Source organism: Mycobacterium europaeum (assembly GCF_034555895.2).
In the GTDB taxonomy this organism is placed as follows: Bacteria; Actinomycetota; Actinomycetes; order Mycobacteriales; family Mycobacteriaceae; genus Mycobacterium; species Mycobacterium europaeum.
Map to the genome: position 1 here is coordinate 788,572 of NZ_CP157315.1, position 12,731 is coordinate 801,302.

The 12,731-nt window shown below is 68.1% G+C and carries 12 protein-coding genes; 6 read left to right on the forward strand and 6 right to left on the reverse strand.

What is annotated here, in order from left to right; translation table 11 throughout:
• Positions 1–87 precede the first annotated feature (87 nt).
• The gene (locus U8D42_RS03850; protein ID WP_322859168.1) at positions 88–1,329 is read left to right on the forward strand and encodes an alpha/beta hydrolase; all 1,242 of its coding nucleotides are present in this window, start codon (positions 88–90) and stop codon (positions 1,327–1,329) included.
• On the opposite strand, the gene U8D42_RS03855 is transcribed toward U8D42_RS03850, so the two are convergent.
• From U8D42_RS03855 to U8D42_RS03870, 4 genes are read right to left on the reverse strand one after another with little or no spacing between them, the layout of a single operon-like run.
• Positions 1,319–2,950: an ABC transporter family substrate-binding protein gene (locus U8D42_RS03855; RefSeq protein ID WP_085242741.1), complete on the reverse strand. Its 1,632-nt coding sequence runs from the start codon at positions 2,948–2,950 to the stop codon at positions 1,319–1,321. The two genes, U8D42_RS03850 and U8D42_RS03855, sit on opposite strands and share 11 nt — an antisense overlap.
• 25 nt (positions 2,951–2,975) lie before the next feature.
• Entirely contained in the window at positions 2,976–4,814 is a 1,839-nt protein-coding gene (locus U8D42_RS03860; RefSeq protein ID WP_322859167.1) for an ABC transporter ATP-binding protein, read from the reverse strand.
• Positions 4,811–5,737, reverse strand: a complete 927-nt coding sequence (locus U8D42_RS03865; RefSeq protein WP_322859166.1) for an ABC transporter permease — start codon at positions 5,735–5,737, stop codon at positions 4,811–4,813. Before U8D42_RS03865 ends, U8D42_RS03860 begins: the two co-directional genes overlap by 4 nt.
• Positions 5,734–6,711 carry an ABC transporter permease gene (locus U8D42_RS03870; RefSeq protein WP_085242779.1) on the reverse strand — a complete coding sequence of 326 codons (978 nt, stop codon included), beginning with the start codon at positions 6,709–6,711 and terminating at the stop codon, positions 5,734–5,736. The genes U8D42_RS03865 and U8D42_RS03870 overlap by 4 nt, the downstream gene beginning before the upstream one ends.
• 191 nt (positions 6,712–6,902) lie before the next feature.
• On the opposite strand from U8D42_RS03870, the gene U8D42_RS03875 reads away from it, so the two are divergent.
• From U8D42_RS03875 to U8D42_RS03890, 4 genes are all read left to right on the forward strand, one after another.
• Positions 6,903–7,394 (forward strand): beta-class carbonic anhydrase, encoded by a 492-nt coding sequence (locus tag U8D42_RS03875; protein WP_085242780.1) that lies wholly within the window; start codon positions 6,903–6,905, stop codon positions 7,392–7,394.
• Between the two features lie 213 nt (positions 7,395–7,607).
• Entirely contained in the window at positions 7,608–8,537 is a 930-nt protein-coding gene (gene cysD, locus U8D42_RS03880) for a sulfate adenylyltransferase subunit CysD (protein ID WP_322859165.1), read from the forward strand.
• A complete protein-coding gene (gene cysC / locus U8D42_RS03885; protein WP_322859164.1) occupies positions 8,537–10,387 on the forward strand; it encodes an adenylyl-sulfate kinase in 1,851 nt (616 codons plus the stop codon). The genes cysD and cysC overlap by 1 nt, the downstream gene beginning before the upstream one ends.
• A 58-nt stretch (positions 10,388–10,445) precedes the next feature.
• On the forward strand, positions 10,446–10,931 hold the full coding sequence (locus U8D42_RS03890) for an Rrf2 family transcriptional regulator (protein WP_085242746.1): 486 nt from the start codon (positions 10,446–10,448) through the stop codon (positions 10,929–10,931).
• 19 nt (positions 10,932–10,950) lie between these two features.
• On the opposite strand, the gene U8D42_RS03895 is transcribed toward U8D42_RS03890, so the two are convergent.
• Complete coding sequence (locus U8D42_RS03895) at positions 10,951–11,340, reverse strand: VOC family protein (protein WP_322859163.1); 390 nt, start codon at positions 11,338–11,340, stop codon at positions 10,951–10,953.
• Positions 11,341–11,348: 8 nt separating this feature from the next.
• Positions 11,349–11,762 (reverse strand): VOC family protein, encoded by a 414-nt coding sequence (locus U8D42_RS03900; RefSeq protein ID WP_085242781.1) that lies wholly within the window; start codon positions 11,760–11,762, stop codon positions 11,349–11,351.
• Positions 11,763–11,832: 70 nt separating this feature from the next.
• On the opposite strand from U8D42_RS03900, the gene U8D42_RS03905 reads away from it, so the two are divergent.
• The gene (locus U8D42_RS03905; RefSeq protein WP_085242748.1) at positions 11,833–12,711 is read left to right on the forward strand and encodes an LLM class flavin-dependent oxidoreductase; all 879 of its coding nucleotides are present in this window, start codon (positions 11,833–11,835) and stop codon (positions 12,709–12,711) included.
• Positions 12,712–12,731: the final 20 nt, after the last annotated feature.

A 12,731-nucleotide genomic window follows, 5' to 3' on the forward strand; every position in this document is an offset into this window, starting at 1 on the left:
TGAGTAACGTCGACGCCCCGGTGTGGGGCGCTGCGGTGGTGGCCGCCGACGGTCCCGGCAGAATGGGACCATGGCGGGCCGACACCGATGACGATGAATGCGAAACGGCGCCGCGTGCAGGAGAAGCTCGCGGCATTGCCCGGTGTGCGGCCCGTGCGCCGGCCGATCTCCCCGGATAGCCGCGAAGAGTTCGACCTGTACTACGTGCGCACCGGCCGGAAGTCGGCGCACCCGCTGGTCATCATCCCGGGAGGCCCCGGGGTGGCCTCGGTGCAGTTGTACCGGGGGCTGCGGCGCCGCGCGGCCGCGGCCGGCCTGGACGTCATCATGATCGAGCACCGCGGAGTGGGCATGTCCCGCCACGACGACGCCGGGGAGGATCTGCCGCCCGAGGCGATCACCGTGAACCAGGTCGTCGACGACATCGCCGCCGTACTCGACGACGCCCATGTCGACTCGGCCGTCATCTATGGCGCCTCGTACGGCACGTACATCGCGTCCGGGTTCGGCGTGCGCCATCCGGGCCGGGTGTGGGCGATGGTCCTCGATTCGCCGCTGCTGTCGCGGCATGACATCGTGATCGTTCGTCGCGCGATCCGTCGGCTCCTGCTCCGGGGAGACAGCCGCGAAACCGCGGCGCTGGCACCCAAAATGCGCAAACTCGTCGACGCGGGGGTGATGACCGCGGCGACCACCCAGGTGGTGGCGACCATCTACGGCTACGGCGGCGCCGACCTGCTCGAGCGGCAACTCGACCTGCTGCTGGATGGCCGAAAGCTGTTGTGGTGGGTGATTTCCCGCTTCGCCACCCTGAGCAACCTGCCGTATCGCTACGAGGAAGACTTGGTGAGCCGTATCGCGTTCCGCGAGCTGAACTACGCGGCCGAACCCGACGGACTACCGCTCGACCCCGCCGTGGCGGAACGCGAAGCGCGCACCCAGACGGCGACTTTCGAGGACGAGCCTTACGACCTGGTCGCCGAGATGCCGAATTTCGGCTGGCCTACCGCCGTGGTTTCCGGCGGCCGCGACCTCATCACCCCGCCGGCGGTCGCCGAGCGCGTCGCCGCGCTGCTGCCGAACGCGGTGCTGTTGAAGCTGCCCAGCATGGCGCACAGCGCACTGGACTTTCGCGAGCCCGCCGCGATCGAGATCGCGCGGGCGGTGTGCCGGGGCCAGCTCGGCGGGCTGGCCGCGAAAGCGCCGGCGCTGGACGCGCTTCCGCCGCGCCCGGAGCTACGCCTGCTGTGGAAAGCGATCGCGGTGGCCGCCCGCGTCGAGGGCGCCCTGCCGATCCCGGCGCGGCTGCGCCGGATCATCAGCGCATGAACCCGATGGCGGTGTAGCGCAGGTCGCCCAGACCGGCCGCGCCGAAATTGGCCAGCGTGCTGCGGACCGCGACGTCGCCGGGTGATTGCGTCAGCGGCAGGCTGAACCCTTCGGCCCAGATCAGCTTGTCCAGATCGTTGGCCAGCGCCTGCGCCTTGCCGGGATCGAGTTCCTGCAGGGTCCGCTCGATCGCCGCGTCGATCTGCGGGCCGCCGATCTTCCCGAAGTTGCTCTCCCCGCCCGACAGGTAGATCTGGGTCAGCGCCGACAGTGGGAAAGCGTCGCCGAGCCAACCGAATTGGGCGATGTCGAAATCCCCGACGTTGATGTAGTTGGTGAAGAACCCGCTGCCGGCCCTGGCCACCAATTCCAGCTTGACGCCGATCTGCGCCAGACTGTGCTGCGCGATCTGGGCGAACTGCCGGCTGCCCTGGGCGTCATAGAACAGATCGCGGATGACCAGCCGGCGACCGTCCTTCTCTCGGAATTGACCGTTCACCTTCCAGCCCAGCGCGTCGAGCTCCCGCTTGGCCTCCTCCGGGTCATACGGGACGACCGCGCTGTTGTCCTGGTAGCCCGTCTGCCCGGCGACATAGATGTGGTTGCCCAACGCCACCGGATCACTCGTCAGGCCGTATTGGACGACCTTGGCGATGGTGCGGCGGTCGATGCCCTTGGCCACCGCCAGCCGCAGCGCCTTATCGGCCAGGATCGACCCCGGGGCACCGTTGAACGTGAAGTGAGACCATGCCGGGGCCGGCGCGCGCCGGATCGAGATCCCCTTCGTGCGCTGCGCGATGGTCAGCTGGTCGACGCTACCGACGCCGGACGCGTCGATGGTGTTGTTCTGCAGGGCCGGCAGCCGCGCGGCGTCATCGAGTACCAGATAGGTGATGTTGTCCAACCGCGGTCGGGCGCCCCACCATTTCGGGTTGCGGGACAACACGATCCGCTGTGTCGTGCGGTCCAGCGACGTGATGATGAAGGGACCCGCCGACGGTCCGGGCCCGTCGAGTTGTCCCTTGTTGAACGCCTCCGGCGTGGCCGTCATACTCCGGGGCAGCAGCATGCCGTTCCCGGCGAACATGCCGCGCCACTCGGCGTACGGCTTGGCGAAGGTCATGACGGCTTGCCGGTCGTCGACACCCCGGGTGACCGACGCGACACGGTCGGCGCCGCTGGGCCCGGCGATCTCGAACGTCTTGTCGGCGCCGCTCAACGCGTGGACCTGGCTGGCGATGTCTTCCCACGTGATCGGTGTGCCGTCGGACCACGTCGCGCGTGGGTTGATCGTGTAGGTCACCACCTGCGGTGCGGTCCCGGTGAGCTCGACGCTGGTGAAGTAGTCGGTGTCCACCGTGGTCGAGCCGTCCGCGCCGATGATGAACGCCCGCGGCAGGGTGGCCTTCATCATCGCGGCGACCTCGGCCGAGTTGCCGTCGATGTGCAGGATGTTGAAGTTGGGCGGGAAGTCGCTGAGTGCCAGCCGCAGGCTGCCGCCGTCTCGCAGGGTGGCGGGGTCCTGCGGGTTGATATCGCTGGTGGTGCCGATCTCGGCGTGATGGCCGCTTTCCGGCGCCAGGTTGATGGCCGGCGAGCAACCGGACACCACCAGCGCCATGACGACGATCGCCGTCGCGACCCGCCTAGACACGTCTGCCCGGATCCGGTTGTGGCACGGCGCCCAGCAGGCGCCGGGTGTACTCGTGCTGCGGGTTGCCGAACACCTGCTGGCTGTCACCGTGCTCGACGATCGTGCCGGCATACATGACCACCACCCGGTGTGCGAGGTGTCTGACCACCGAAAGGTCATGGGAGACGAACAGATACGACAGGCCGAACCGCTCTTGCAGGTCGAGCAGCAGGTTGATGATGCCGGCCTGAATCGAGACGTCCAGGGCGGAGACCGGCTCGTCGAGCGCCAGGATCTTCGGCTGCAGCGCCAGCGCCCGCGCGATGCCGATGCGCTGCTTCTGCCCGCCGGAGAACTCGGCCGGGTATCGGGCCGCGTCCGCCCGGCGCAACCCGACGGTGTCGAGCAACTCGGCGACGCGCGCGTTGGTCTCGCTCTTGCCGAAGCCGTTGGCCAGCAACGGCTCGGCGAGGAGGTCGGACACCGGCAGCCGGGGGTCCAGTGAGGCCACCGGGTCCTGGAACACCACCTGGATGTCGCGGCGCAGCACCCGCCGTTGCGACGCGGTCAGGGTTGCGACGTCCGTGCCGAGCACTTCGATCGAGCCCGCCTGCGGCGCAACGAGTTCCAGGATCTCGTGCAGAGTGGTCGACTTGCCCGAGCCGGACTCGCCGACGATACCCAGGGTGCGGCCCTGCCGCAACTCGAAACTGACGCCGTCGACCGCGCGGACCTCACCGACGCTGCGGCGCAACACCACACCCTTGGTCAGGGAAAAGGTCTTGACCAGATCGCGCACCCGGACCACGACCGGCGAGTCGCCCGATGCGGTCGCATGCGCCTCGGTGTTGACCCCGTAGATTTCCTCCGCGGTGCGTCCGTCGACCTGGTCGGTGCGGATGCAGGCCGCCCCGTGATCGGCGCCGACGGGCAGCAGGTCCGGTTCGGCCGCGCGGCATTCGTCGATGACGAGCGGGCAGCGCGGCGCGAAGGGGCAGCCCGGTGGCAGTCCGACCAACGAGGGGGGCGCGCCCGGGATGGGCACCAGCCGGGTGCCCTGCGCGGCGTTGAGCCGCGGAACGGAGCCCAACAGGCCGACGGTGTAGGGCATCTGGCGATCGCGATACAGGTCGTAGACCCCGGCGGATTCGACGACCCGGCCGGCGTACATCACCAGCGCCCGGTCGGCGAACTCCGCGACCACGCCCAGGTCGTGGGTGATGATCAGCACGCCGGCGCCGGTGATGTCGCGCGCCGTCTTGAGCACCTCGAGGATCTGCGCCTGCACGGTGACGTCCAGGGCGGTGGTGGGTTCGTCGCAGATCAGCAGGTCGGGGTCGTTGGCGATCGCGATCGCGATGACCACCCGCTGGCGTTCGCCGCCGGACAGCTCGTGCGGGAACGCGCGGGCACGCCGTTCGGGCTGAGCGATGCCGACCAGCTCGAGCAGCTCCACCGCGCGGTGGCGGGCGGCCTTCTTGCCCACGCGCGGTTGGTGGATCTCGATCGCCTCGGCGATCTGGTCACCGACGGTGTAGACGGGCGTCAGCGCCGACATCGGGTCCTGGAACACCATGCCGACCGCCTTGCCGCGGAACCGCGACATCGCGTCGTCGCCCAGGCCCAGCAACTCGGTGTCGTGCAACCGCACCGAGCCCCGCACCCGCGCGTATTCGGGCAGCAGGCCGACCACCGCCATCGCCGAAACCGACTTGCCCGAGCCGGATTCGCCGACCATGGCCACGACTTCGCCCGGGGCGACGCTGTAGCTGACGCCGCGCACCGCGGTCACCGGCTCGCCGTCGGTCGGGAAACTGACGGCCAGGTCGGTCACCTCGAGCAGCGCGGTCATCGGGCGCCGCCCCGCAACATTCCGCTGCCGGGGTCCAGCGCGTCGCGCAGGCCGTCGCCGGTCACGTTGGCGCACACCAGGATCAACACCAGCACCCCCGCCGGAAACAAGAAGACCCACGGGAACGTGGTCGCGGACTGGGTGCCGTTGGCGATCAACGTGCCCAGCGACACGTCGGGCGGCTGGATGCCGAAGCCGAGAAAGCTCAGCCCGGTCTCGGCCAGGATGGCCGAGGCGACGTTGAGGGCGGCGTCGATGATCAGGATCGAGGCCACGTTGGGCACCACATGGCCGAGGATGATCCGGCGGCTCGACACCCCCATGTACCTTGCCGCCCTGATGAATTCGCGTTCACGCAGACTCATGGTCATGCCACGCACCATGCGCGAACTGATCATCCAGCCGAAGCCGGCGAGCAGCAAGACGAGCATCAGGATGTTGGCGGAGCTCTTGGTTCGCGGAGTGACGATGGCGATGAGGATGAAACTGGGCACCACCAACAACAGGTCGACCAGCCACATCAGCGCCCGGTCCCGCCAGCCGCCGAAATAGCCCGCGATCGAGCCGACCGTGGCGGCGATGCCGGTCGAGATGACGGCGACGCACACACCGATCAGCATCGACTTCTGCATGCCCCGCAGGATCTGGGCCAGCAAGTCCTGCCCCAGCGCGTTGGTGCCCAACCAGTGCCGGCTGTTCGGCGGCTGCAACAACGCATCGAAGTCGAGGTCGTCGTAGGAATACGGCAGCACCCCCGGCAACGCGTAGCAGCCGACGAACAGCAGCACCAGCAGCGTCAGCGACGCGACGGCCAACCGGTTACGGGCGAACCTGCGCAGCACCAGGGTCCGGCGCGAGGTGAACTCCGACGCTTTCGGGGACGAGATTCCCTGAGCGCCGTCCACTTTGGGCTCGGCCGTCATGACACCCGCACCCGGGGATCGAGGGCCGCGTAGAAGACGTCGGAGAGCAGGCCGGCCAAGAGCACGACCGTGCCGGAAAACAGCGTGATGGCGGCGATGATGTAGGTGTCCTGCGTCGCGATGCCCTGCACCAGCCATTCGCCCATGCCGTGCCAGCCGAAGATCTTCTCGACGAACACCGCGCCGGTCACCAGGCCCGCAACCCCGTAGGCGAACAGGGTGGCCAACGGTATCAGCGCCGTGCGCAGTCCGTGCTTCACCAGCGCGCGCCGGCGGGTGAGCCCCTTGGCGCGCGCGGTGCGGATGAAATCCTGGCCCAGGACGTCGAGCATCGCGTTGCGCTGGTAACGGCTGTACCCGGCGGCCGCGGCCAGGGTCAGGGTCAGGGTGGGCAGGATGAGATGCCGCAGCCGGTCCACCAACTGGTGCCAGGTCCCGCCGTCCACGCCCGGCGAGGTTTCTCCGGTGTAGTCGAAAAGGTGCACGCCCAGGGCCCAGTTCACCCGCAGCGCGCCGAGGATCAAGAGGCTGGCGATGACGAACGTGGGGGTGCTCAGCACCAGCAAAGCCACCATCGTGACGAGGCGGTCGCTGAGTCGGTACTGGCGGATGGCCCCCCACGCCCCGGCGACGATGCCCAGGATGGTGCCCGCCAACGACCCGACGACCAGGAGCCGCAGGGTGACTCCGACGCGCCGCCAGAGCGTGGCGCCCACGGGCTGCCCGGTGACGGTCTTGCCGAAGTCGCCGCGGACGGCGTGGGAGGCCCACCGCGCGTAGCGGATGGGTATCGGCTTGTCCAGATTCAGCGCGTGAGCCTTGGCGTCAATCACCGACTGCGGCGGCCGCGGACTGCGCTGCATCAGGCTGTCCAGTGGGCGGAAGGCCACCGACGTCAGACAAAACGTGAGAAACGATGCGAGCGCCAGCAGCACGACGTAGTTGAGCAACCGGCGCGCCAGGAAACGAATCATGCCCGACCGCACCGCCCGAACCGCATTGGGACAGGTTAACGATCCCGGCCGGCACCGGCCCGCTTCGGCGGCCCCCAATCCTTGAGATCTCGCTGATTTTCATGCGTCAATGAACGACGGTCCGTTGTTAACATCGCCGCGGTACCGATGCAGGTGGCAAATCAGTGCTGCGACCGTTCGAGGAGGCTTGCGTGACGGTTACCGAGGATTTCCTGGCCAACAACGCCCACTATGCGAGCAGCTTCCACGGCCCGCTGCCGATGCCGCCGGGAAAACATGTGGCGGTCGTCGCCTGCATGGATGCCCGGCTCGACGTGTACCGCGCGCTCGGCCTCAACGAGGGCGAGGCGCACGTCATCCGCAACGCCGGTGGGGTGGCCACCGACGACGTCATTCGCTCGCTGGCCATCAGCCAGCGGTTGCTGGGGACCCGGGAGATCATCCTGATTCACCACACCGACTGCGGCATGCTGACCTTCACCGACGACGACTTCAAGCGCGCCATCCAGGAGGAGACCGGCGTCAAGCCGCCCTGGGCGGCCGAGGCCTTCCCCGACGTGGCCGAGGACGTCCGGCAGTCGCTGCGCCGCATCGAGGCCAGCCCGTTCGTCACCAAGCACGTGTCCTTGCGGGGATTCGTCTTCGATGTCGCGACGGGGAAGCTCGAGGAAATCAAGCTCTGAGCCACCTGGCAGTTCGGCCGCGGTAGTTCGTCCGCGGTCATTCGTCCGTGGTAATTCGTCCCCGCCTCGCGACCGGCCCGCTCGGCGCACCGCTATCGGGGCCTCCGGGTTGACCACAAAGCGGTCCGACTTGACACAGCCGGCGTTAGCTGGTGCTATGGCTAGCAAAGTTGCCAAAGATGACCGATTCTGCCAGGTTTACCCGAGGAAGCCATGACCAGTGATCTGAAGGCGGCTCCCGCCGCCGGCCAGTACGAGTTGAGCCATCTGCGCTCGCTGGAGGCCGAAGCGATCCACATCATCCGCGAGGTGGCGGCCGAGTTCGAGCGGCCGGTGCTGTTGTTCTCCGGCGGCAAGGACTCCATCGTCATGCTGCACCTGGCGCTGCGGGCGTTCCGGCCCGGGCGGTTGCCGTTCCCGGTGATGCACGTCGACACCGGCCACAACTTCGACGAGGTGATCGCCACCCGCGATGAGTTGGTCGCCGAGCACGGGCTGCGCCTGGTGGTCGCCTCGGTCCAGGAGGACATCGACGGCGGCCGCGTTGTCGAGCCGAGGCAGGGGCGCAACTCGATCCAGACGGTGACGCTGCTTCGCGCCATCCGGGAGAACAAGTTCGACGCGGCGTTCGGCGGGGCGCGCCGCGACGAGGAGAAGGCACGCGCCAAGGAGCGGGTGTTCAGCTTCCGCGACGAGTTCGGCCAGTGGGACCCGAAGGCGCAACGGCCCGAGCTGTGGAACATCTACAACGGCCGGCACCACAAGGGCGAGCACATCCGGGCCTTCCCGCTGTCCAACTGGACCGAGTTCGACATCTGGTCCTACATCGGCGCCGAGAACATCGCGCTGCCCTCGATCTATTATGCCCACCGGCGCAAGGTGTTTCGCCGTGACGGCATGCTGCTGGCCGTCGACCGGCACATGCAGCCGCGCGACGACGAGCCGGTGTTCGAAGCGACGGTGCGTTTCCGCACGGTCGGCGACGTCACCTGCACCGGATGCGTGGAATCGGCGGCCGGCACGGTGCAGGAGGTCATCGCCGAGACCGCGGTGTCCCGGTTGACCGAACGGGGCGCCACCAGGGCCGACGACCGCATCTCGGAAGCCGGCATGGAAGACCGCAAACGACAGGGGTACTTCTGATGGCCACACCCACCACGCTGCTTCGCCTGGCGACGGCCGGTTCCGTCGACGACGGCAAGTCCACGCTGATCGGGCGCCTGCTCTACGACTCGAAGGCCGTCATGGAGGACCAGTGGGCCGCGGTGGAGCAGACGTCCAAGGAGCGCGGCCACGACTACACCGACCTGGCGCTGGTGACCGACGGCCTGCGCGCCGAACGCGAGCAGGGCATCACCATCGACGTCGCCTACCGCTACTTCGCCACTCCCAGGCGGAAATTCATCATCGCCGACACCCCGGGCCACATCCAGTACACCCGCAACATGGTGACCGGCGCGTCGACCGCCCAACTGGTGATCGTGCTCGTCGACGCCCGCCACGGCCTGCTGGAGCAATCCCGCCGGCATGCCTTCCTGGCCTCGCTGCTGGGCATCCAGCACATCGTGCTCGCCGTCAACAAGATGGACCTGATCGGCTGGGACAGAGACGAGTTCGAGGCCATCCGCGACGAATTCCACGCCTTCGCCGCGCGCCTGGACGTGCACGACGTGGCCACGATCCCGCTTTCGGCGTTGCACGGCGACAACGTGGTGACCAAGTCGGATCGGACGCCCTGGTACGAGGGCCCGGCGCTGCTCTCCCACCTCGAGGAGGTCTACATCGCCGGCGACCGCAACCTGGTCGACGTGCGATTCCCGGTGCAGTACGTCATCCGCCCGCACACCCGCGAGCACCAGGACCACCGCAGCTATGCCGGCACCGTGGCCAGCGGCGTCATGCGTCCCGGGGACGAAGTCGTCGTCTTGCCGATCGGCAAGACCACCCGGATCACCGCGATCGACGGGCCGAATGGTCCAGTGGAAGAAGCGTTTCCGCCGATGGCCGTGTCGATGAGCCTCGCCGACGACATCGACATCTCCCGCGGTGATCTCATCGCCCGCACCCACAACCAGCCCCGGATCGCCCAGGAATTCGACGCGACCGTGTGCTGGATGGCCGACGACGCAACGCTGGAGCCCGGCCGGGAATACGTCATCAAGCACACCACCCGCACGACGCGTGCGAGGGTGACCGGGCTGGACTACCGGCTGGACGTGAACACCCTGCACCGCGACAAGGCCGCAACCGCGTTGCAGCTCAACGAACTTGGCCGCATCTCGCTGCGCACTCAGGTGCCGCTGCTGCTCGACGAATACACCCGCAACGCCAGCACCGGATCGTTCATCCTGATCGATCCGCACACCAACGGCACCGTCGCGGCGGGCATGGTGCTGCGTGACGTGTCGGCGCAGACGGCAAGCCCGAACACGGTTCGGCACAAGTCGTCGGCCATCGCCGAGGCGAGGCCGCGCGGCAAGACCGTATGGTTCACCGGCCTGTCCGGGTCGGGTAAGTCCTCGGTGGCGATGCTGGTCGAGCAGATGCTGCTCGAAAAAAGCATCTCCGCTTACGTTCTCGACGGTGACAACCTGCGCCACGGCCTGAACGCGGACTTGGGCTTTTCCATGGCCGACCGTGACGAGAACCTGCGCCGGCTGGCGCATGTGGCGGCGCTGCTCGCCGACGCCGGCAACGTGGTGCTGGTGCCGGCCATCAGCCCGCTGATCGAGCAGCGCGAGATGGCTCGTAATGTGCACGCCGCCGCGGGGTTCGACTTCGTCGAGGTGTTCTGCGACACCCCCATCGAGGAATGCGAGCAGCGCGATCCCAAGGGGCTGTACGCGAAGGCCCGCGCGGGGGAGATCGCCCACTTCACCGGCATCGACAGCCCGTATCAACCGCCGGTCAACCCCGAGCTGCGGCTCACGCCGGACCATAGCGTCGAGGAACAGGCGCAGAGCATCGTCGATCTGCTCGAATCGCGCGGATAGCACGCCGGGCCAGCCCGGCTGCATCGGAATACCCGCACCGGGTGGCACAATCCTGAGAGTGCGCATGTCAGCAAAGGCGGAGTACGCGGTGCGGGCCATGGTCCAGCTCGCCACGGTCCCCCTCGGGACGTTGGTGAAAACCGACGACTTGGCCCAGGCGCAGGGCATACCGCCGCAGTTTCTCGTCGACATCCTGACCAACCTGCGCACCGACCGCCTGGTGAGAAGTCACCGGGGCCGCGAAGGTGGTTACGAACTGGCCCGGCCCGGCGACGAGATCAGCATCGCCGACGTGCTGCGCTGCATCGACGGCCCACTGGCCAGCGTGCGCGACATCGGTCTGGGTGACCTGCCCTACTCCGGCCCGACCGCGGCGCTCACCGACGTCTGGCGGGCGTTGCGGGCCAGCATGCGATCGGTGCTGGAGGAGACGACCCTGGCCGACGTCGCTGCCAACGCCCTGCCCGGACACGTCGTTCAGTTCGCCGAGGACTACCGAAGGCAGGAGAGCGTGCGGCACGGCACCCCGCGCGCCGGCGAATAGGCCCCGCCGGCCGCCCGGCTCAGCCTCCCGACCCGTACGGGCGGGTCAGGATCTCCATGGCATGCCCCGAGGGATCGAGGAAGTACACCCCGCGCCCGCCGTCGTTGCGGTTGATCTCGCCGGGCCGGCTGGCGCCCGGGTCCGCCCAGTGCGGCAGTCCGCGTGAGGAGATCTTGCCGTAGATGGTGTCGAAGTCCTCCTCGGACACCAGGAAGGCGTAGTGCTGCCGCGGAATCTCCGCCCCGTCGGGGGCGTCCGCATAATCCAGGTTGGCGCCGTGCTCGAGCTGGACAACCATGAAGTGGCCGAACGGCTTTGGACTGGGCAGGCCGAACAACTCGGTGAGGAACTCCGCGGCCTCGCGCTTGTCGCGGGAGGCGACGATCGTGTGGTTGAAACTGATGGCCATGCTTCTCCCTATTTCGGTGCCGTGAGCTCCAGGGCGATGTTGTCGGGGTCGCGGAACTGCAGGATGTAGGACGGACCGATGTCTTTCACCGGCTCGTGGGCGACACCCAGTTCATCGAGATGCGCTGCCGCGGAATCTAATTCGCCCTTGGTGGCGATCCGGAACGCGATGTGGTCGAGCCCGGTGCGATCTTCGTCGAAGCGGTCGCTGGCAACGGGCCGCAGTCCGAGCAGCGTGCCGCCGAGGTCGTAGATAACCCCACCGAACAGGAAGCTCAACTGGTGGCGGGTGGCCTCGTCGGCGTTGTCGGGCACCTCCAGCAGCACCGGCCAACCGAACACGCTCTCGTAGAACTGGCGGGACCGCTCGATATCGGTGACGGTGAGGCGGACGTGCGCGATGGAACTGCTGGTGAAACCCATCTGCTCCATGCTGCCACTTGCGCACCCGGAAGTTGACTCCCATGCCAGAATCGCCGTCGTGCGGATTGCGATGACGCTGCCGGTGATGGAACCGGACTTGAATGCGGAAATTTTGGAGAACTGGGCGCGCGCGATCGACGACGGCCCGTTCTCATCGCTGTGCTGGGGCGAGCGGATCGCGTTCGACAACCCGGACAACCTCACCCTGCTCGGAGCGCTGGCCGCCTGGACGAGCCGGGTGCGACTGCTGACGACCGTGATCGTGCCGCAGCTGCACGACCCGGTCATGCTGGCCAAGGCGCTGGCGACCGGCGACATGCTCTGTGGCGGGCGGCTGAGCGTGGGCATCGGCGTGGGCGGCAGGCATGAGGACTACCACGCCGTCGGCGCCGACCCGGCCACGCAGACGATGCGCGACATGGCCGAACGCGTGGCCGTGATGAAACGGGTGTGGGCCGGGGAGAAGCTCACCGACTCGGTCTTGCCGGTCGGGCCGGCGCCGGTGCAGCCAGGTGGTCCGCCGCTGTTTGTCGGCAGCATCGGCCCGAAGACCATCCGCAGCGCCGCTTCCTGGGCCGCCGGGCTGGCCGGGACCACCCTGGACCTGGATGTCGCCAAGCAGAACGAGCTGTTCGACGTCGCGCGCGACGCGTGGACGCGGGCGGGCAGGGGCAAACCCCACCTGGTGACGTCGTTCTGGTTCGCGTTCGGCTCGCCCGAGCAGGCCCGCGCCCAGGTGCATCGTCATCTGCGGCGCTACATGAACTGGATACCGGGGGAGTACGTCGACGCGATGGCGCCGACGACCGGCTGGGCCGGCACCGAGGACGAACTGCTGGCGGTGCTGCGCAAGTTCGAGGCCATCGGCGCCGACGAGGTGCAGCTCATCCCGACCAGCTCGGACATCGACCAGCTGCGCCGCGCGGCCGACGTGGCGGCCCAGATCTAGGGTTGGAGTCAGGCCGATGG

What these genes read in the sequence shown, in the direction of transcription:
- U8D42_RS03860 (WP_322859167.1), bottom strand. Translation starts at nt 4,814, where the DNA reads ATGACCGCGCTGCTCGAGGTGACCGACCTGGCCGTCAGTTTCCCGACC.
- U8D42_RS03850 (WP_322859168.1), top strand. Translation starts at nt 88, where the DNA reads ATGACGATGAATGCGAAACGGCGCCGCGTGCAGGAGAAGCTCGCGGCA.
- U8D42_RS03905 (WP_085242748.1), top strand. Translation starts at nt 11,833, where the DNA reads ATGACGCTGCCGGTGATGGAACCGGACTTGAATGCGGAAATTTTGGAG.
- U8D42_RS03855 (WP_085242741.1), bottom strand. Translation starts at nt 2,950, where the DNA reads ATGGCGCTGGTGGTGTCCGGTTGCTCGCCGGCCATCAACCTGGCGCCG.
- U8D42_RS03870 (WP_085242779.1), bottom strand. Translation starts at nt 6,711, where the DNA reads ATGATTCGTTTCCTGGCGCGCCGGTTGCTCAACTACGTCGTGCTGCTG.
- U8D42_RS03865 (WP_322859166.1), bottom strand. Translation starts at nt 5,737, where the DNA reads ATGACGGCCGAGCCCAAAGTGGACGGCGCTCAGGGAATCTCGTCCCCG.
- U8D42_RS03900 (WP_085242781.1), bottom strand. Translation starts at nt 11,762, where the DNA reads ATGGGTTTCACCAGCAGTTCCATCGCGCACGTCCGCCTCACCGTCACC.
- cysD (WP_322859165.1), top strand. Translation starts at nt 7,608, where the DNA reads ATGACCAGTGATCTGAAGGCGGCTCCCGCCGCCGGCCAGTACGAGTTG.
- cysC (WP_322859164.1), top strand. Translation starts at nt 8,537, where the DNA reads ATGGCCACACCCACCACGCTGCTTCGCCTGGCGACGGCCGGTTCCGTC.
- U8D42_RS03895 (WP_322859163.1), bottom strand. Translation starts at nt 11,340, where the DNA reads ATGGCCATCAGTTTCAACCACACGATCGTCGCCTCCCGCGACAAGCGC.